The organism is Planctomyces sp. SH-PL62, from assembly GCF_001610895.1.
GTDB lineage: Bacteria > Planctomycetota > Planctomycetia > Isosphaerales > Isosphaeraceae > Paludisphaera.
This window is the reverse complement of the sequence record NZ_CP011273.1, coordinates 5149656-5168854: the sequence shown is the minus strand read 5'-3', so window position 1 is coordinate 5168854 and position 19199 is coordinate 5149656. Positions and strand designations below refer to the sequence as shown.

16 protein-coding genes are annotated in these 19199 nt (G+C 68.3%); 11 read left to right on the top strand and 5 right to left on the bottom strand.

Annotation, left to right across the window (positions count from 1 at the left end):
- The first annotated feature begins 92 nt into the window (after positions 1–92).
- The 4 genes from VT85_RS19970 (at position 93) to VT85_RS19955 (ending at position 5263) form a co-directional block, all read left to right on the top strand.
- Positions 93–1358 carry a Gfo/Idh/MocA family protein gene (locus VT85_RS19970; protein WP_068419380.1) on the top strand — a complete coding sequence of 422 codons (1266 nt, stop codon included), beginning with the start codon at positions 93–95 and terminating at the stop codon, positions 1356–1358.
- A gap of 172 nt (positions 1359–1530) precedes the next feature.
- Complete coding sequence (locus VT85_RS19965; RefSeq protein ID WP_068419378.1) at positions 1531–2421, top strand: ThuA domain-containing protein; 891 nt, start codon at positions 1531–1533, stop codon at positions 2419–2421.
- 168 nt (positions 2422–2589) lie between these two features.
- Positions 2590–4638, top strand: a complete 2049-nt coding sequence (locus tag VT85_RS19960; protein WP_231871416.1) for a M13 family metallopeptidase — start codon at positions 2590–2592, stop codon at positions 4636–4638.
- 85 nt (positions 4639–4723) lie between these two features.
- Positions 4724–5263 carry a hypothetical protein gene (locus VT85_RS19955; protein ID WP_068419376.1) on the top strand — a complete coding sequence of 180 codons (540 nt, stop codon included), beginning with the start codon at positions 4724–4726 and terminating at the stop codon, positions 5261–5263.
- A gap of 13 nt (positions 5264–5276) precedes the next feature.
- Here the strand turns inward: VT85_RS19955 and VT85_RS19950 are convergent, their stop codons facing one another.
- From VT85_RS19950 to VT85_RS19935, 4 genes are all read right to left on the bottom strand, one after another.
- Positions 5277–6215 (bottom strand): HlyD family secretion protein, encoded by a 939-nt coding sequence (locus VT85_RS19950; protein WP_068419373.1) that lies wholly within the window; start codon positions 6213–6215, stop codon positions 5277–5279.
- Positions 6216–6430: 215 nt separating this feature from the next.
- On the bottom strand, positions 6431–7189 hold the full coding sequence (locus tag VT85_RS19945; RefSeq protein WP_068419371.1) for an ABC transporter ATP-binding protein: 759 nt from the start codon (positions 7187–7189) through the stop codon (positions 6431–6433).
- Positions 7190–7193: 4 nt separating this feature from the next.
- Positions 7194–8627 carry an ABC transporter permease gene (locus VT85_RS28670; protein ID WP_068419369.1) on the bottom strand — a complete coding sequence of 478 codons (1434 nt, stop codon included), beginning with the start codon at positions 8625–8627 and terminating at the stop codon, positions 7194–7196.
- Between the two features lie 10 nt (positions 8628–8637).
- Entirely contained in the window at positions 8638–9285 is a 648-nt protein-coding gene (locus VT85_RS19935) for a CerR family C-terminal domain-containing protein (RefSeq protein WP_068419367.1), read from the bottom strand.
- Positions 9286–9463: 178 nt separating this feature from the next.
- Between VT85_RS19935 and holA the strand changes: the two genes are divergently transcribed.
- Complete coding sequence (gene holA / locus VT85_RS19930) at positions 9464–10468, top strand: DNA polymerase III subunit delta (RefSeq protein WP_068419366.1); 1005 nt, start codon at positions 9464–9466, stop codon at positions 10466–10468.
- A gap of 257 nt (positions 10469–10725) precedes the next feature.
- Positions 10726–10974 (top strand): BON domain-containing protein, encoded by a 249-nt coding sequence (locus tag VT85_RS19925; RefSeq protein WP_068419364.1) that lies wholly within the window; start codon positions 10726–10728, stop codon positions 10972–10974.
- A gap of 324 nt (positions 10975–11298) precedes the next feature.
- Here VT85_RS19925 and VT85_RS19920 read toward each other — a convergent pair whose 3' ends face one another.
- Positions 11299–12195 (bottom strand): hypothetical protein, encoded by an 897-nt coding sequence (locus VT85_RS19920; protein ID WP_068419362.1) that lies wholly within the window; start codon positions 12193–12195, stop codon positions 11299–11301.
- A gap of 390 nt (positions 12196–12585) precedes the next feature.
- On the opposite strand from VT85_RS19920, the gene VT85_RS19915 reads away from it, so the two are divergent.
- The 5 genes from VT85_RS19915 to VT85_RS19895 all read left to right on the top strand — a co-directional run bounded on the left by VT85_RS19915 (position 12586) and on the right by VT85_RS19895 (position 19139).
- Complete coding sequence (locus tag VT85_RS19915; RefSeq protein WP_156512965.1) at positions 12586–14100, top strand: hypothetical protein; 1515 nt, start codon at positions 12586–12588, stop codon at positions 14098–14100.
- Positions 14101–14238: 138 nt separating this feature from the next.
- Positions 14239–14499: a hypothetical protein gene (locus tag VT85_RS19910; protein ID WP_068419357.1), complete on the top strand. Its 261-nt coding sequence runs from the start codon at positions 14239–14241 to the stop codon at positions 14497–14499.
- Between the two features lie 503 nt (positions 14500–15002).
- Positions 15003–15563: a helix-turn-helix domain-containing protein gene (locus VT85_RS19905; RefSeq protein WP_068419355.1), complete on the top strand. Its 561-nt coding sequence runs from the start codon at positions 15003–15005 to the stop codon at positions 15561–15563.
- Between the two features lie 132 nt (positions 15564–15695).
- On the top strand, positions 15696–16172 hold the full coding sequence (locus VT85_RS19900; protein WP_068419353.1) for a hypothetical protein: 477 nt from the start codon (positions 15696–15698) through the stop codon (positions 16170–16172).
- 117 nt (positions 16173–16289) lie between these two features.
- Positions 16290–19139: a tetratricopeptide repeat protein gene (locus VT85_RS19895; protein WP_068419351.1), complete on the top strand. Its 2850-nt coding sequence runs from the start codon at positions 16290–16292 to the stop codon at positions 19137–19139.
- Positions 19140–19199 lie beyond the last annotated feature (60 nt).

Genomic DNA, 19199 nt, shown 5'->3' with positions numbered 1-19199 from the left:
AGAACGTCCCCTGTCCGGGGCGACGACGTCCCGCCCGGCCGCGTGAGGCCGGCGGCGTCCCGCCCCTTCCTTTCCCCGGGAGTCGCCGAGTCATGACCGATCCCAGTCGTCGCACGTTCCTGAAGGCTTCGTCCGCGGCCGCCGCCGGCCTCGGGTTCTTGAGCAACGCCTACGCCCGCGGCAACGACGTCATCAAGGTCGGCGTCGTCGGCTGCGGCGGTCGCGGCACCGGCGCGGCCGACAACATCTGCGAGGCGGCCGGCACCACCTTCAACATCAAGATCCACGCCCTCGGCGACGTCTTCGAGGACCACCTCAAGAACTGTCGCGAGAGCGTCAAGAACAGCCCGGCCTCCAAGGAGAAGTACGACGTCGCCGACGATCGCTGCTTCGTCGGGCTCGACGCCTATCAGAAGGTCATCGACTGCTGCGACCTGGTCATCCTCGCCACCCCGCCGGGGTTCCGCCCCCAGCACATCGAGGCCGTGGTCAAGGCCGGCAAGCACCTGTTCGCCGAGAAGCCGGTCGCCGTCGACGGCACCGGCATCCGCAAGGTCATGGCCGCCGCCGAGGAGGCCAAGAAGAAGAAGCTGGCCGTCGTCGTCGGCACCCAGCGCCGCCACCAGCCCGGCTACCTGGAGAGCCTCAAGCGGATCCACGACGGTGCCATCGGCGAGATCATCGGCGGCCAGGTCTACTGGAACCAGGGCGCCATCTGGGCCCGCAAGCGCCAGCCCGAGTGGACCGACGTCGAGTACCAGCTCCGCAACTGGTACCACTACCTGTGGCTCTGCGGCGACCACATCGTCGAGCAGCACGTCCACAACCTGGACGTCGCCAACTGGGCCATCGGCTCCCACCCCGTCCGCGCCGTGGGCATGGGCGGCCGTCAGATGCTCGCCGGTCCCGAACTGGGCCAGAGCTACGACCACTTCGCGATCGACTACGAGTACCCCAACGAGGTGCACGTCATGTCGATGTGCCGCCAGATCCCCGACTGCGAGAACAACGTCTCCGAGACGATCGTCGGCACCAAGGGCCGGTTCCAGAGCAACGGCTACCGGTTCACCGGCGAGAAGAAGGACCGCGTCCGCGTCACCGACGGCAACCCCTACGTCCACGAGCACGTCCACCTGCTGGAGAGCATCGTCGCCGGCCAGCCGCTGAACGAGCTGCACCAGGTCGCCGAGAGCACCCTGACGGCGATCATGGGCCGGATGTCGGCCTACACCGGCAAGGCCGTCACCTGGGAGCAGGCGCTCGAGTCCAAGCTCGACACCTTCCCCCAGGGGCTCGACCTGAAGGGGAGCCTGGCGGAGCCCGAGTTCCCCAGGCCCGGCGTCACCGAGCTGATCTGACCCGCGTCGGGCGGCTTCGGCCGCCCCGGCCCGCCTGACGACCCGACCGCCGATGGGGCGGGACGTCGCGAGGACATCCTCCCGGCGCCCCGCCCCTTCTCGATCGCCCCCCTCGCCCTCGCCCTCTCCCCGGACGCCCACCCCTCGACAGACCCCCAGCAGAGGACGCCCCATGACGCGGTATCGATTCGTCGGCCTCGCGGCCCTCTTCCTCGCGGCGACGTTCGCCGCCACCGTCTCCGCCTCGGCCGCGGACCCGACCAAGATCGTCCTGATCGCCGGCCGGCCCAGCCACGGCCCCGGCGATCACGAGTTCAACGCCGGCTGCAAGCTGCTCGCCAAATGCCTCGCCCAGGTCCCGGGCGTCGAGCCCGTGGTCGTCGCCGGCGGCTGGCCCGCCGACGAGTCCGTCTTCGACGGCGCCAAGGCCCTGATCTTCTTCATGGACGGCGGCGCGGGCCATCCCGCCATCCAGGGGGACCACCTCGCCAAGCTCCAGAAGCTCGCGGACAAGGGGGTCGGCCTGGGCTTCATGCACTACGCCGTCGAGGTCCCCAAGGGAGAGCCCGGCGACAAGTTCCGCGACTGGATCGGCGGCTACTACGAGACGTACTTCTCGACCAACCCCCACTGGAAGGCCGAGATCGAGAGCCTGCCCGAGCACCCGGTCACCCGCGGCGTCGAGCCGTTCGCGGTCGTCGACGAGTGGTACTACAACATCCGGTTCCGGCCCGAGATGAAGGGGATCACCCCGATCCTCGTCGCCAAGCCGGACGACCAGACCCGCGACACCTCGCACACCTCGCCCGCCGGCCCGCTCAAGCACGTCCAGGAGGCCAAGGGCCGCCCCGAGGTGCTCGCCTGGGTCGTCGAGCGTCCCGACGGCGGTCGTGGTTACGGCTTCACCGGGGGCCACGCCCACAAGAACTGGGGCGACCCGAATTTCCGGAAGCTCAACCTCAACGCCATCCTCTGGACCGCCGGGCTCGACGTCCCCGCCGCCGGCGTAGCCTCCGAGGTCTCTCCCGAAGACCTGAAGCAGAACCTCGACCCCAAGAAGTGAGCCCCCGCGAGCGGGCGAGGAGATGAGGCGGCGGCACCTCCTGGCGAGCCGCCTTGATTTCCCCCCCGCGATCCCCGAATCTGGAAGCTCCGGCGTCGCGCCCGCGACCGGCCCCGCCGGGCGCGGGCGTTCGACTTTTCGAAACTCCATCAGGGAAGGACCCTTCGCGTGATCCATCCGTCAGGACTCCGTTGCGCCCTCATCCTGGCCGCCGCGGCCGCCGCCGCGCCCCCCACGGCGCGAGCCGACGACCCGGCCCCGGCCTCGGCCCGATCGGGCGTCGACCCGTCGGGCTTCGACAAGGAGGTCCGGCCCCAGGACGACTTCTTCCGCCACGTCAACGGCGGCTGGATCCAGAAGACCGAGATCCCCCCCGACAAGTCGCGCTGGGGGACCTTCGATCAGCTCATCGACGAGAGCGACGCCGCCATCCGCGCCATCATCGAGGAGGCGGCGAAGGCCGACGCGCCGGCCGGCTCCGAGGCCCGCAAGATCGGCGACCTTTACACGAGCTTCATGGACGAGGCCCGCGCCGACGAACTGGGCGTGAAGCCCCTCGCCGACGACCTCGCCCGGGTCGACGCCCTGGCCGACAAGAAAGCCCTCGTCGCCCTCCTGGGCTCGCTCCAGCGGCAGGGGGTCGGCGGCCTCTTCGGCGCGGGGGTCGGCGTCGACGCCAAGAAGTCCGACCAGTACGTCACCTACATGGGGCAGGGGGGGATCAGCCTCCCCGACGAGTCGTACTACCGCGAGGCGAAGTACCAGGAGATCCGCGACCAGTTCGTCGCCCACGTCGAGAAGATGCTGACCCTCGCCGGAATCCCCGACCCCAAGGCGAAGGCGGCCCGCGTCCTGGAGCTGGAGACCGCGATCGCCAAGCACCATTGGGACCGCGTCAAGCGGCGGGACCGGACGCTCAGCTACAACAAGAAGACGCTCGCCGAGGTCGAGGCGCTCGCCCCGGCGATCGACTGGAAGACCTGGCTCGAAAACCTCGGCGCGCCCAGGCTCGACGAGGTGGTCGTCGCCCAGCCCGACTTCTTCGCCGCGATCTCCAAACTGGTCGAGGAGACCCCGCTCGACGACTGGAAGACCTGGGTCCGCTGGCGTCTGATCCACGACGCCTCGGCGTACCTGAGCCGGCCGTTCGTGGACGAGGACTTCGCGTTCTTCGGCCGGACCCTCTCCGGGACGCCGGAGCTTCGCCCCCGCTGGAAGCGCGGCGTCGGCCTGGTCTCCGGCGCGATGGGCGAGGCCGTGGGCAAGCTGTACGTCGAGAAGCACTTCCCGCCGGCCGCCAAGTCCCGCATGAAGGAGCTGGTGGACAACCTGACCGCCGCCTATCGAGCGAACATCTCCGAGCTGGACTGGATGAGCCCCGAGACCCGGGCCAAGGCCCTGGACAAGCTCGCCAAGTTCACCCCCAAGATCGGCTACCCGGACAAGTGGCGAGACTACTCCAAGCTGGAGATCAAGGCCGACGACCTGCTGGGTAACGTCCGCCGCGCCGACGCCTTCGAGAACGACCGCGAGTTCGCCAAGCTGGGCGGGCCGATCGACCGGGACGAGTGGGGGATGACCCCGCACACGGTCAACGCCTATTACAACTCCACGCTCAACGAGATCGTCTTCCCGGCCGCCATCCTCCAGCCCCCGTTCTTCGACCTGGAGGCCGACGACGCCGTGAACTACGGGGCCATCGGCGCGGTCATCGGCCATGAGATCGGCCACGGCTTCGACGACCAGGGGTCCAAGTCCGACGGCGACGGCAACCTCGTGAACTGGTGGACCGACGCCGACCGCAAGGAGTTCGACGCCCGCGCCAAGAAGCTGATCGAGCAATACGACGGCTTCGAGCCCCGCCAACTCCCCGGCCAGAAGGTGAACGGCGCGCTCACCATCGGCGAGAACATCGGCGACCTGGGGGGCCTCACGATCGCCTACAAGGCCTACAAGCGATCGCTCGGCGGTCAGGACGCCCCGGTGATCGACGGCCTCACCGGCGATCAGCGGTTCTTCCTGGGCTGGGCCCAAGCGTGGCGCGGCAAGATCCGCGACGCCGAGCTCTCGCGACGGCTCGCCGTCGACCCTCACTCGCCGTCCGAGTTCCGCTGCAACGGCGTGCTCCGCAATCTCCCCGAGTTCTACGAGGCGTTCGGCGTGAAGGAAGGGGACGGGCTCTGGCTCCCCCCCGAAAAACGCGTCCGGATCTGGTGACCCGCAAGGGGCGGGCGGGCGGCGCGCAGGCCGTCCCGTCCGCCCGCCGTCGCGACGCGATCCTCCGCACACCGGGAGCCTCCCCATGACGTCGATGCTCGTCCGACGGATCGCCCAGGGATTCTGCCTCGGCCTGATGGTCGCGACCGCCTCGGCGCAGGCCCAGGAGCCGTCGAAGGACGGGGCCGCCGAGCCGCCCCTGAGCATCGAGAAGCCGGTCGTCTGTCGGTCGATCAAGGGCTTCGAGGATTACGAGGAACTCCCCGGCGCCGAGCAGACGAGCGACGAGAAGCTCCTGGTCTACCTGCGGCCGAAGGGCTACAAGATCGTCCCCAAGGGAGACCGTTTCGCCGCTCGCTTCACCCAGGACGGGCAGGTCCGCGCCCGTGGGAAGAAGAAGGTCCTCCTGCGAAAGGCGAAGCTGCTGGACTACGAGGCCGTCGCGGCGAGGCCCCCGCGCGAGGTCTACTTCAGCAACACGTTCTCCCTGAAGGGGCTCCCTCCCGGCGACTACGAGTACGACATGATCCTGCGGGACGAGAACGCCGGGGGAGCGGCGGCGACGACCACGGCGAGCGTCCCCTTCCGGATCGTCCCGGCGCGGCTCCCCGCGCCGGAACCGTGAGGGCGAACGGTCCTCAACGGCCTTCCCCGAGGTCGAGGAAGACGTCCATCTGCTGGCCGACGTAGACCCGGGCCGGAGGGACGTCGGGGAGCGCGTAGAGCACCTGGAGGACCCGGGTGTCCACTCGTTCGGCGTTGTCCCCGGTGAGGCTGCGCTTGGGGATGACGTAGGGCTCGATGCGGAAGAACGTCAGGGGGAATTCGGGCGTCGTCCGGCCCTTGAGGGTGGCGACGCCGGGGACCCCCTCGCGAAACCGCGGGAGGTCGTTCTCGTCGATGTCGACCCGGACGTGGAGCCGGTCGGTCTCGCCGATCACCAGCATGGGCTCCTTCCACGCCTGGGTCGCGATCTGCCCCGGCCGGACGTTGACCTGGAGGACGACGCCGTCGACCGGCGCGCGGACGACCAGCCGGTCGAGCAGGATCCGCGCGCCGTCGACCTGGCTTCGGGCCTGGAGGACCGCCGCGCGCTGGACCGCGACGTCCTCTTTCCAGGCCCCCGCCTGGAGCTTCTCCAGGTCGGCCCTGGCGCGGTCGACGGCGCCCTTGGCGGCGAGCCTGGCGTAGCGGTCGTGGTCGTAGTCGCTGGCGGCGATCATGCTCCGCTGCTGGAGCTGGGAGCTTCGCGCAAAGGCCGCCTCGGCGTCGAGCAATCGGGCCTCGGCCTCCTCGACGGCGGCCATGGCCGGGGGGAGGTCCTCGGCGCGCGGCATCCGTTCCAGCCGGTGGAGCTGGGCCTCGGCGGCGGCCAGCGCGGCCTCGCGAGTCGTCAGCTCGGCCTCCAGCTCGCGGCCGTCGATGCGGAACAGGGGCTCGCCCTTCTCGACCCGGTCGCCGACCCGCTTATGGGGCGGATCGTACCCCGGGCGGCCGTCGACGAAGACTTCCAGGACGACGCCCGGGACCGGCGTCCCGATCGGGATGTTCTCGCGCTGGGCTTCCACCAGGCCCATCCCGTGCAGGCTCTCCCGGAACCGCGACGGCCGTTCCGGCGGCGGAGCGACCGGCTCCGAGGCCGGGGGGCCTTGCGTCTCAGCACCGGCCGGCCCGCCTCCATGCCGAGGTCGTACGGCACGACGCCGCGGACGGCGAGGATGATTCCCAGCAGGGCGACGATCGGCAGCAGGATGCGCAGGAACATGATTGGGGTCCACAAGGAGATGGGCCGTCAGGCGGCGGACCTGTCCGGGGCGCGGTCCTCGACTCGGACGACGCGGCCGTCGTCCATGTGGGCGATCCGGTCGCCGAAGTGGAAGACGCGGTTGTCGTGCGTGACGACGACCACGGCGCGGTCGCTGCGGACGGCCGACGCGCGCAGCAGCTCCATGACGGTGAGCCCGGTCTCGTGGTCGAGCGCGGCGGTCGGCTCGTCGCAGACCAGAAGCTGGGGGTCGTGGACCAGGGCCCTGGCGATCGCGACCCGCTGCATCTGGCCTCCGGAGAGCTGAGAGGGGAGACTCCCCACTTTTTTGCCCATGCCGATCGAGTCGAGGACCTCGGCCGCCCTGGCGACGGCCGGGCGCTTTCGCCAGCCGGCGATGACCAGGGGGATCGACGCGTTCTCGGCGGCCGTCAGGGCGGGGAGGAGGTTGTATTGCTGGAAGATGAAGCCGATCCGACGGGCGCGGAACCGGGTCTTGGCCCGGTCGCCCATCCGGGCGACGTCTTCACCGAAGACGGTCACCTCGCCCGCGTCGGCGTCGAGGATGCCGGCGATCACGGAGAGGAGCGTGGTCTTGCCGCAGCCCGACGGCCCGACGATCAGCGACATCTGCCCGGCGAGGACGTCCAGGTCCACCCCGTCGAGCGCCGCGACCCGCTGGTCGCCTCGGCCGAAGTGCTTGGACAGGCCGCGTACCCGCACGGCCAGGCTCGGGCTTCCGGGCGTCGCGTCGACGTCGATCGTTCGGGAAGTCTCGGCGGTCATGGGATCAGCTCCGGAAGACGACGGCCGGCTCCAGGCAGACGACCCGCTGGACGCTCAGCAGGCTCGCGAGCATGCAGATGAAGAGGATCGCCGCCGCCGTGATCGGCAAGAGCTGCCAGGGGGTGAAGTACGCCAGTTCGGTGGGGTTGCCCCAGCGATCCAGCGTCTTGAACCCGAAGAGCGTGGAGAGCCCCACGCCGATCCCATAACCGATCGCCCCGACGATGGCCGCCTGGAGCAGGATCATGGCGACGATCCGGCCGTTCGACGCCCCCATCGCCTTGAGCGAGCCGAACTGCTTGATGTTCTCGATCGTGAAGTTGTAGAAGGTCTGGCCGGCGATCGCCGTCCCCACGAGGAAGCCCAGGAAGACCGTGATCCCGAAGTTGATCGGGATGCCCGTGTAGATCAAGTAATACTTGATCGTGCGGTACATGAAGCTCTCGCTGGTCCAGGCCCCCAGCCCGGTCGCGCGGCGGATCCGGTCGGCGACGATCGCGGGGGCGAGCTTGGCCCCGGACGGGTCGTCGGCCGTCCTGGCCAGGATGAACGTGAGCATCTTCCGCTCCATCGGCATGAACCGCTTGGCCCGGCTGTAGAGCGTGTAGACCACCGGGCTGGACTGGAACGTCCGGGTCGCCTCGCAGACCCCCACGACCACCGCTCGCCGGTCGTTCATTTCGAGTTCCGGGGCCGACCGGACGAAGGCCCGCAGCCTGGCGACGTATTCCGCATCGGACTCGGGAGGGTCGGCCAGCGGTTCCTCCAGGTGGCAGCCGGGGAAGAGCTTGCGGAGCCCCACACGGTCGATCACGATCGACTCCGGTCGCCGCAGGTCTTCCAAATCGCCGACCCACATGCGTCCCCTGGGGCCGGGGCCGACCATCGCGCCCCCCGGCGGGGCGCCCACCATCGACGCGTCGTCGACCCCGATCAGGACCACCGATTCCACCACGTTGACCTGGCCGGGGTCGTACCATCGCGGCGGGGGCGTCGAGAAGTCGCCGGAGCCCGGCGCGAACAGGTCCAGGGCCCTGGTGAAGACGTTCGCCGGCGGCGTCGGCGGGGCCCGTCGCTCGCGCCGGCGGGCGTCGGGAGGTTCCGTCTTCGCCCGCAGCGTCGCCGGGTCGAAGGTCAGCCTCGCCCGGGCGTTCCCCTTGTAGAGCGGCACCGCCCATTTCACGCCGTCCACCCCGCGCACCCGGTCGAGGTGGCTCTCCAGCATCGGCTTGACGTCGTCGGCGAACCGGACGCCCGGGTCCATCACCCACAGGTCCGCGCCGGTGACGTCCGAGATCTGGGAGCAGGTGCGGAGCATGAGCCCGCAGAAGATCGAGCCCTGCTGCGTGATGAGGGCCGCGGCGAACGTCAGGCCGATGACGATCCCCAGGAACTTGGCCCGGTCGCCCATCAGCATCTTGATCGCGATCCAGGACATGGCCCGCTCCTCAGACGTCAGGAGTTTCGCCCGCGTCCCGCCCGAACGGGGGGCCCAGGCCCAGGGCCGCGAGCGTGAACGTGGCGACGTGATCGGCGAGATAGTCGTCGTCCAGGAGGCCGTCGCCCTCCGGGCCGATCAGCCGGCCCGTCACCGTGCGGGCCAGCCGGTACATGAGGCACTGGCCGACGACGCTGAAGCACAGGGCGTTCAAACGGCGGTCGTCGGCCTCGGGGCGGATCTCCCGCATGATCGACTTGAGCATCTCGAACCGGGGACGGACCCAATCTCGGATCACCTCGTCCAGGGCCGACGTCGGATCGGAAACCTCGCGGGCCATCATCCGCGTCTGCCAGGAATCCTCCTCCTTGAGCGCGACGACCTGGTTGAAGAAAAAGCGGATGAACGCGCGAAGCTTCTCCGCGGCCGTCGCGTCCCCGAGTGACGGCAGCACGACCGAGCTACGACGCCGGTACGCTTCCAGCAACACCTCGCGGTAGAGCCGCTCCTTGTCGCCGAAGTGGTAGTTCACCGCCGCCAGATTCGCCCCGGCGCGCTCGCAGATCGTGCGAATCCGGGCCTGGTCGAATCCCTTCTCCGCAAATTCCCGACCCGCCGCCTCGATCAATCGGTCCTTCGTCGTCTCCTGATTCTCCATGAGACTCGCCAAGCCTCAAACAAAAGATTCAATCGAATGATTCAAACGGGTGTTTCAATTCATTCTACGGCGGACCATACGGCGGTCAAGGGGAGGAGCGATCCGGCTCGTCAGTGGGTGAGGAATGTGTCACGATGCACGTGGGACGAACGATCGGAATGCGGGCGGGAGGGCGGCGATGCGCGGCCTGGACTGGTTGAAGGATGGGTCGGGGAAGGGGGCCTCGCCCCTGTACGTGGTCTTCGGCGACGATCCGTACCTCCGTCGCGAGGCCATCAAGCGGGCGATCGGCGTCGAGCTTTCGGACGACGACGACGAGATGGGGGTCGCCCGGTTCGAGGGGGCGTCCGCCAAGCTGGCGGACGTGGTCGACGAGTTGCGTACGCTGCCGTTCTTCTCGAAGCGTCGGGTCGTTCTGGTCGAGGAGGCCGACCCGTTCGTCTCCGCCTATCGCAAGGAGCTGGAGGCGTACGTCGAGGCCCCCAGCTCGTCCGGGAGCCTGATCCTGGCGGTCCGTTCCTGGCCGGGCAATACGAGGCTGGCCAAGTCGGCGGCCAAGGCGGGGATGGCGATCGACTGCTCCAGCCCGCCCGAGGCCGACCTGCTCCGATGGCTACCCGGATGCGCATCGAAGGCCCAGTCCAAACTCGGGCCCGACGCGGCCAAGCTGCTGCTGGAACTCGTCGGCCCGGAGCTGGGGATCCTGACCGCCGAGGTCGACAAGCTGGCGATCGCGACGGCCCACGTCGGCGAGATCCGCCGCGAAGACGTGGCGAAGTTCGTGGAGGCCGGACGGATCGAGGAGGTCTGGGACGTCGTCAACGCCGCCACCGAGGGGAGGGGCGACGTCGCGGCCCGGCTCCTGGACGACCTGATCGCCAAGGGGGAACACCCGGTCAAGCTCCTGGCCCAGATGACCTCCTCGCTGATGCGGCTCCACCACGCCGGGAGGCTGCGCGCGGCCCGGCTGAGCGTCGCCGAGGCCTGCGAGATCGCCGGCATCCGCCCCTTCGCCGTCCAGCAGACCACCCGGCAGCACTCCCACCTCGGCCCCGGCCGCGTCGATCAACTCCCCGCCTGGCTCCTCCAGGCCGACCTCGACGTCAAGGGGGGGAGCCAGCTCAATCCCCGGGTCGTCCTGGAGCGGCTCCTCGTCCGCCTCTCGCAGCCGCGACGAGATTGATGTGCTTCCTCCCCTGCAATGCCAGATCTCGCACGAATTGATTCCCGTTCTCACCGCCCCGGGAATTGAGGAGAGGGTTCGCAATTCGTGGCCTAAGCTTATTGCGAAAATGACCGCCCGGAGGAATCCTCCCGGTTTTCCCTTGTTTTCCCCACGCCCGGCGTGTCAAGCTGGACGAACATCTCCACACTAACGCCCGTCACTTGCGCAATCCATTGATGTCCGCAAGGGTGCTTACTTAGGAGGAGTCAAGTTCCATGGATTCCCGCATCGCCGTGGAAGTGGCGTCTCTCGCGGATCAGGTGGCCGATCAAATTCGTCGATCGACCTACGGCCGCATCCGGAATCTCCGAGTCGAGGAGGACGAGGGCCGTGTGGTGGTCACCGGCGAGGTCCGAACCTGGCACGCCAAGCAGCAGGCCCTGCAAGGGGCGCTCGAATTACTCTCCGGGGATCGCTTCCGGGAGCGGATCACCGTGGTGGGTCCGGTCCTCTCGGGACGCTGAGGCTCGCTCCCCCAGCGTTCGCAGGTCGGAGCCTTAGGCCAGGCGTCCTACTCCTTTGGGGGTCGGACGCCTTGTTGCATTCTAGAGGTAGGCGAAAGGCCGATTGGCGTGGAAGGCGTGCGGGGTCGCGTAGGCCTGGTAGATTCGGGCGTCTCGGCAAGGAGAAGGAGCCATAGCAACGGCAAGGTACGGACACGGCTGGGAAGTGGGAAAGAAAAGGAGCCTGATCGGAGGAGGGGCCGATGACAAAAGCGGCGACCGTTGGATCGGCCGCCGCTTCGCGCAGGGATGCGTTCTATGCCTTCGTATGAAACTCGTCACACTTCAGGCGTCGACCTTCCGACGGGACCGCGTCCGCCAGGCGAGGCCACCGACGACCAGCGTCCAGGCCAGGACGGTGGCGGGCTCGGGGATGCCCTGTTCGCCGAGCGGGGCGATGTGCCGCCAGCCCATATAGGTCTCGCCCGCGACGCCGTCGAGGCCGGAGCCGGCGTACGCCATCACCCAGAAGCCCTTCGAGGGGTCGATGAGCCCCTTGAAGTTGGCGATGGTGAACTCGAGCTGGGGGTGCGACGGCGAGGGGTCGAAGGCCAGGTTGCCGAGGTGCTTGTTGTTGTCCAGCGGGGTGCCGAACATGTAGGCGAGCCCGCCGGACGAGCGGCTCAGGTCTACGTTGGCGACCGTGAAGCCGTTGGTCCCCTGGCCGTTGAGCGACTTGTCGGCCGGGACGCCGGCGATGGCGACGACCTCGCCCGGGGTGCCCGGATTGTTGGGGTCTTCCCTGGCGATCAGCAGGGCGAACGACTTGTCGCTGGTGGGGGTGCCGGCGCCGAGGTGGGCCGGGTCGTAGGCCGTGGCCGTCCCCGAGGGATCGCCGTTGGCCTGGCCGAACGGGGCGTACTGGCCGGAGCCGTTGGCCCAGGTGTTGAAGCCCACGGCCAGCGAGTCGCCCGCGGTGCTGTAGCTGAACCGGATGTCCTTGACGTTCCAGCCCGAGACCCAGCCGTTCTGGGAGATCCAGTTCGACTGGCCGATCGTCGTGGGGGACGAGGTCACCTGTTCGACGTGGACCTTGCCGGTTTTGGCGTTGCCGTTGCTCTCGGCGAAGTCCTTCTCCACGTAACCGGTGAGATTGAGCGGGGCAGCCTGAGTGGCGGAAGAGCCGGACCCTATCAGCACGCCGAGTGCGAGGCTCCACAGGCCAAAGCGACGGTAAACCATGACGAGACTCCTTCTACGTATGGTCGTTTCGTCCCGCGGAAGCCGGGGGAGGCGTGACGCGTTCCTGCGTCAGCCGGGACGATCTAGGCCAGGCGTTGTTGAGACCACGGCCTGGCGAGCAAACCACGACTCTGCCAGATGGTCGGATTGACGGATCGATTCGCTGTTACCAGCCGACGGGAATGATCAGGGCTCGTGCCCGGCTCGCTCGCGATCGGCTCACCACCGTCTCCCTCGTCGGGAGATTCGGATCTCGCTAGAAAGGACGATGGCGCGATGTCGCTATTCGCAAGACTGCTGCAAGCTGTTCGCTCGTGGCGCCGCCGTCGTGGCGGTCTGAGGACGGTCCGCACCGCCGGCATCGCCATGGAACAGCTTGATCATCGGCAAATGCTCAGCGTCACCTTCACGGGAAACGTTGCAGCCGATTTTCCCGCTACACAAACTCCAGGCGTTGTAATCCTACCCGACAACGCCAACGTCCAGCATCCGGTCATCGGAGACGCCCAGCTCGCCGAGCTCGTCGGCGTATCGGGCTTCGACATCTCCAGCCTGCGCGTCAGCTACTCGCCCGAGAACAACGGGACGCTGTCCATCGGCATCGAGCAGCCGGCCAGCCCGAACGATCCGCTCGGGCGGCCCGTGATCGCAAGCGATGCAGACAATAACGGAAATTCGGGAACCGTCAACCCCGCTATTACCGCTCTAATCCCCCCGCTCGGAGTTCAGGATCCGCCGGACTTCGGCGGCACCGAATTCATGGGCATCTATCTCGACTTCCTGGGCACGGGGACCGGCCAGATCGTCGCCGGATTCTCGCAGGCCGTCCCCTCGGGCCAGGACGCCAAGGTCTTCCAGGTGGCGACCGCCAACCAGGCCGGTCCCAACGTCGCGCCCACGTTCGGGGCCCCGCTGCCGCAGTATCGCGGCAACATCTACACCCAGAACGACCCCAACCATCCCAACATGGAGCTGTCGGTCGTCAACTTCGACCAGCTCTACCAGTCGATCACGGGCTCGGCCCTCCTGCCGACGGCCGTCTTCAACGTGGGGGCGTTCGCCGGCTCCGCCCAGGACGGCCCGATCAGCGAGGCCTTCTTCCCGGCCCAGCCGGTCCTCCTGAGCGCCGCGACCGAGCCCGAGCCCGAGCCCCCGGTCTGCCCGCCGATCTCGCCGCCGATCTTCATCAACCCGCATGAACACCGGATCATCGACAACGCCCACGGCGACCTCGTGCGGGTGTACGTCCAGGGGACCTCGGGCTTCGATCCCGCAACGATCGACCCCGACACGGTCGAGCTGAACGGTGCCCGGCCGGTGGCCACCAAGGTCTACCAGTTCCCGAGGAACCCCTATCCGGCCCAGATGTTCGCCTTCCGCGCGAGCGACATCCAGGCGGAGCCCGGCATCCAGACGCTGACCCTGACCGGCAAGACGAAGGACGGCCAAGACGTCATCTCGTCGAACGTGGTCGTGAACATCCCGAACTCGGCGCAGGCCTCGGGCCGGCTGAAGTTCCTGATGAACCGGACCGGGCAGTCGCAGTACACGTCGCTGCGCCGGCTGGCCGCGAGCAACCCCGACGCCATCCTCGACCCGAGCGTCCTGGGCGGGTCGTCCGTCGGCCTCTCGTCCGGAGGCCTCGCGGCGAGCTACGCCCCGACTCGCGTGAACCTCGGCGCGGCCTCGGCGAGCGTCGCCTCCGCGGTCAACGTGGACTACTCCTCCCCGGCTCGCGGCCTCGCCGCGCCGGTCGACATGCCCCGCCAGGTGGTCTCCGTCCCGACCGCCCAGAACGCGTCCAAGCTCCCGGGCCGCCTCCAGCGCAGCATGACGGACTATCTCGATCAGGTCGACGTCCCGGCCGATCAGGACTCGGAACTCGTGATGAGCGGGGCCCACTGACCCATCGAGCCTTCCCGTCAAGCCGGGCCGAGGGGGATGGGCTTCACCCCCTCGGCCAGGCTGGCTCCCCGAGCCCCCGGTACGATAGGATGATCGCGCGGACTCTCCGGGACCCTCTCCTCACGAGACTCGACGCCCATGGCCGACTTTTCGCCCCATCAAAAGAAGATCATCAACCGCTACTACAAGAATTTCGACGCCATCACCTATCAGCGCCTCTCCGAGCTGGCCACGGACCTCTACCTCTCCGAAGGCAAGCAGAAGGAAAGGCTCTGGAAACGCGTCGAGGACGCCCTCCGGAAGGTCGAATTCCCGGAAACGCGGATCGCCCACCTGATGGACAAACGCGACCCGCAATTGCTCGTCGCCATCCTGAAGGAACTGGATGCCGGAAGCTGACGCCGCAGGCCCGGAGCGCATCGCCGCGGAAATTCGAAGTCATTAGGATTTCGGCGGTTCTCCTCGACCTACCCGAAGTCATACAATAACGGTGAGGATCTGGACGATCGCACCTTTTTCATCCCTGGGTCGTAATGTCTCCAGGCTTTATGGTGCGACGACGAATCCCGGCCGATCCCCGCTTGCGAGGCGGAGATCCCGCATGGATTCGTTTGAATGAGCCAGATCCTCGATCCTTGGCGCACTTGCACCGATTGAGAGAGCCGACGATGATCCAGCCTTGGGAGATCGAGGCGCTGTTCGGATCGCCCTGATTTGGCGATTCGTCGGCTCTTGATTGACAGTCAATGCTAGGTTTCGTAAAAGTTCGTCTCGGGTTGGGCGTGAAGGTTGAGAGGCTTGCGAGGATCCGGCGTCGCCACGATGGGGTGGTCCGCACTTTCGATCCGCTTCCCATCCGATTTGAGCGGCTCGATCCTGGAATTCAAGCGGTGAGGACTCCCATGATGACACTGGCTCAACGCGTCCGGGATTTTCGATACGCCAAAGGCTGGGGACCCGACGAACTGGCCAATCGGGCGGAGATATCGCGCACCGCGCTTTATCAGATCGAAAGCGGCAAGACGGGGCTGCCGCGTGCCGGGACGCTCCGCAGGATCGCCGTGGCCCTCGAAGTCTCGATGGACGCCCTGCTGGGAGAGGACGAGGAGACCACCTCGCCCACGCCTCGCGGGGCGGGCGATCGTTCCCAGCCCCTTTCGAGGCCGCAGGCCGTCGGCCGCTGGTATCCCGCCGAGGGGGGGCCGCTCGCCTTACCCGCCGGTTCGAGTCCCGGAGTCCGGGGGATTTCCGAGGACTATCGCGAGGCCGCGCGGGCGAATCCCGAGCCCGGCCCGAGGATGGCCCTCTCGACGCATGAAAGCGTCCTGCTCCGCGAAGGGGAGCTGATGTCCAAGCTCCACGACCTCTTGCACTCCGGGATCGGGGCCAGCGTGGCGCGGATCCTCGACGAGTTGCACGGGCTCGTCCCCAAGCCTCGCAATCCTCACGCGAAGAACCCTTGAGGTCTGCGGAACCGGCAGAAATCCGATCTCGGGGCGATTCGTAGGGTAGATTTCCTCAAGTCGCCCCTTCGAGCCGTCGAGGGGGCCGCCTCCCCGAACGCCGTCGCGGCGAATCCACCCCGAGGTTTCCCCATGAGTCTGCCCACTCGCCCCGCTGGTCCGTACTTCGGAATCCTCCGCATCGCGGCGGCGATCGCCGCCCTGGTCGCCCCGACGATCGTCGGGGCGACGGCCCGAGCCCAGGGGCCGGGGATGGTCTGCGAGCCTCCCGGTTCGCTCGGGACTTTCGAGCCCACTCCGTACATCATGGTGGGCGGGGCCGCCCCGATCGCCGGGGGCTACTCCCCGCTCGGCAATTTCGGCGACACGTCGATGTCGCTGTACGGCCCGTTCTCGGCGATGCGGTCGGTCTCGGCCCCCGTCGTGACGTACAACCGCGGCTACGACGGCGTCGTCCGCGCCGCGCCCGCGACCTCGACTTCGACGCCGAATCAGCCGATCCTCTCTCCTTTTGTGTACCCCACCCGGCGGAGCAACTACTACGCACCCCGGACCAGCCGGACGCCCCCGTGGTGGACGAGCGGCATCAACTGGATCGACCAGAACTGAGCCGAACCCGACAAGGGTGGAAGCCTCGACCCTGCCCGCGACTCGATGGTAGACTCAGGGACCGGATCGCGGTCGCGCCCGGGGGTCGTCGAGGTCGTTCGGGTGGGGAGTCGGTCGATGTCCGAGGGTCGTCTTTCGCCGCCCAAACCACGATCCTCGGCCCTGGCGGAGCATGCTCGGGAGGCCGCCGCGACCGCCTGGGGCCTCCGACTCTTCGACGCCGTGCTGATCGGATTCTTCCTGGCGCTGGGGTTCCTGCTCGGCGTCTTCCGGCTCAAGGACACGGACTTCTACTGGCACCTGCGGACGGGCGACCTGATCCGCAAGTGGGGCGAGATCCCCCGGGTCGACTTCTACACGTTCACCCGCGCCGGTTCGCCCTGGATCGACCTGCACTGGATCTTCCAGGTCTGCATCAGCTGGGTCCATGAGCAGGGTGGCGTCCCCGCGCTGACGCTGGCGAAGTGCCTGGTCACCTGCGCGGCGCTGCTGCTGCTCATCACCGCGAGGCGGCGGACCTGGCCTGTCTGGGCGATGGTCCTGGCCTGGCTCCCGGCGCTCCTGGTCCTCTCGGGTCGCATGTACATCCGGCCCGAGACCCTGACGCTCCTCTACCTCTCCATCTTCCTCGCGGTCCTGTGCCGATGGGACCGCCGCCCGTGGCTGGCCTGGGTCCTGCCTTTCGCGCAGGTCGCCTGGGTAAACTCTCACGGGTTGTTCATCCTGGGGCCGATCATCCTTGGGTTCGCCCTGATCGACGCCGCCCTCCGGCGCGGGTCGCTCGCGGTGGAGCGTCGGCGGTGGTGGTCGACGGTCGTGCCGGCGTCGGCCGCGACGGGGCTGGCGTGCCTGCTGAATCCATACGGTCTTCATGGGGCCCTTTACCCCCTGGAACTGGCCGGGACGATGCGGGGCGCGGATTTCTCCCGGACCATCGCCGAGCTGAAGCCGATCCCCCAGTTCATCCAGGAGTCCGGATTCGGCAACGTCCCCTTGCAGATCCACATGGCGACGATCGTGCTCGGGGCTCTGAGCTTCCTCCTGCCGATCCTCGACGCCGGTGCCTCGCGGCTCCAGGGCCTTCGCGCGGGGAGCGGTCCCGCGGCCGAGCCCGCGCCGGACGGTCGCAAGCGGAAGCGGGCCAAGGGGGCGGACGCGGCCTCCAGAAAAGGGGGGGAGACGCGGCGCAAGAAGGCTTCGGAGGCCGCGATCGAAGCGGCCGAACCGGGGTGGCGGATCAGCCTCCTCCGCCTGCTCCTCTTCGCCTCCTTCTCGATCCTGAGCTTCCAGGCCACCCGGAACAGCCACCAGTTCGCGGCCGTGGTGGGGACCGTGACCGCCTGGAACTTCGCCGAGTGGGCCGCCGCACGGCACGCCCGTCGCGAGGCCGCCGGGGTCGACGACGGCCGCTCGGACGGCATCCGCCCGAGACTCGTCGCCCTGGTGGCTCTGATCTTCCTGACCTTCGCGGTGGGGAGCGGGTTGTTCTACACCTGGGCCGGGGAAGGCCGGGTGATCGGCTGGGGAGAGGAGCCGCTCTGGTTCCCTCACGAGTCCGCCAAGTTCGCGGGCGAGCCCGACATGCCCGATCGGTTCCTCAGCTTCCACAACGGCCACGCCTCGCTGTTCATTTACTACCACAGCCCGGAGAAACCGGGAGGTCCGGGGAAGACCGTCTTCACGGACCCTCGCCTGGAGGTCACCGGGCCGCAGCTCTACCGTCGCTATCTCGACCTGAAGGAATGGATCGCGAAGGACAACCCGCGCTGGCAGCGCGAGCTTGACGCCGAAGGCAGGCCCTCGATCCTGGTCGACCACGAATACAACACCGAGACCGGGGCCGCACTCCTGAAAAGCGGCCGTTGGCGGTGCGTCCGGTTCGATACGGTCTCGGCGGTCTTCGTGCATGAATCCTACGAGGAGGCCGTGGCGGCCCACGAGGTCGACTTCGCGGCCCGGCACTTCCACCCCTCGACCGACGTCGAGCCCCAGGGGGAAGCGGCGCTGATCGCCGCATCCAAGGGGATGCGGAACTACGCGAACTTCCTCGGTGCCGGGGGGCGCGGCGACCTCGCCCGGCCCATGCTCTGGCTCGCCCTCGACTACGCCTGGCGCGTCGTGAAGGCCGAGCCCGACTCGCTGGAAGGCTGGAAGTCGATCGGCTACGTCGAGATGATTCGCGACCCCACGGCCGCCGCGCCCCGATGTCGCATGCCGTTCGACCCGATCTTCGACCTCTCCACGTCCCGCGCGACCTACGCGTTACGGAGGGCCTCCGCCATCGCCCCCCGCGACTTCCTGACGCTGGCCGTGCTCCAGAGGTCGTACGAGAACCGGGGAATGCTGGAGCCCTTGCTGGCGACGCTCGACCGGATCCGGGAGCTTCGGCCGATCAACCCGCAGCAGACGGAAGTGCAGGCCGCCGCCGAGCTCGCGCGGGGGCCGATCGCCCAGCGCCTGTCCGAGCCCGTCCCGACGCGCTGGGGGAACCTGGACGAGCTGGACCGGCTGGTGAACCATGAACTGGAGCTGGGGCGGGTGGAGACGGCGGCCCGGCTGCTGGAGAACGCCTATCCGGTGGGGAAGGGGGGCTGGGACGCCGTTGAACGGCTCTCCACGCTGCTCCTGCATCTGGGGGAGCCGGGACGAGCCCGCGAATACCTCCAGAGCGCCGGGGACGTTCCAAGGCCCGCCGTGCGTGATGCACGCCTCGCCGTGTGCGATGTCGTGGAAGGTCGCTTCGACCGGGCTCGCGAACATTACCTGCGGGCGATCGCGGCCGACCCCAAGCTGTTCGAGGCCCGCTACGGCCTGGCCGTTCTCGAACAGGACGACGCCCGAGCCGACGAGGCGTATGAGCAGGCGATGGCCGCCGTGGGATGCGCGCCGAACGATACGGCCCGGAGCGTGGCTCAGGCCGTGGCCTCGTCGGTTCGTCGCTATGCAGTTCGCGACCGGGCCGAGTGACCGTCGCGAGCCGAGAAGGAAGGGGGGAGGCGTCCAGGGCGAGGCGGGATGTCCCGCTCG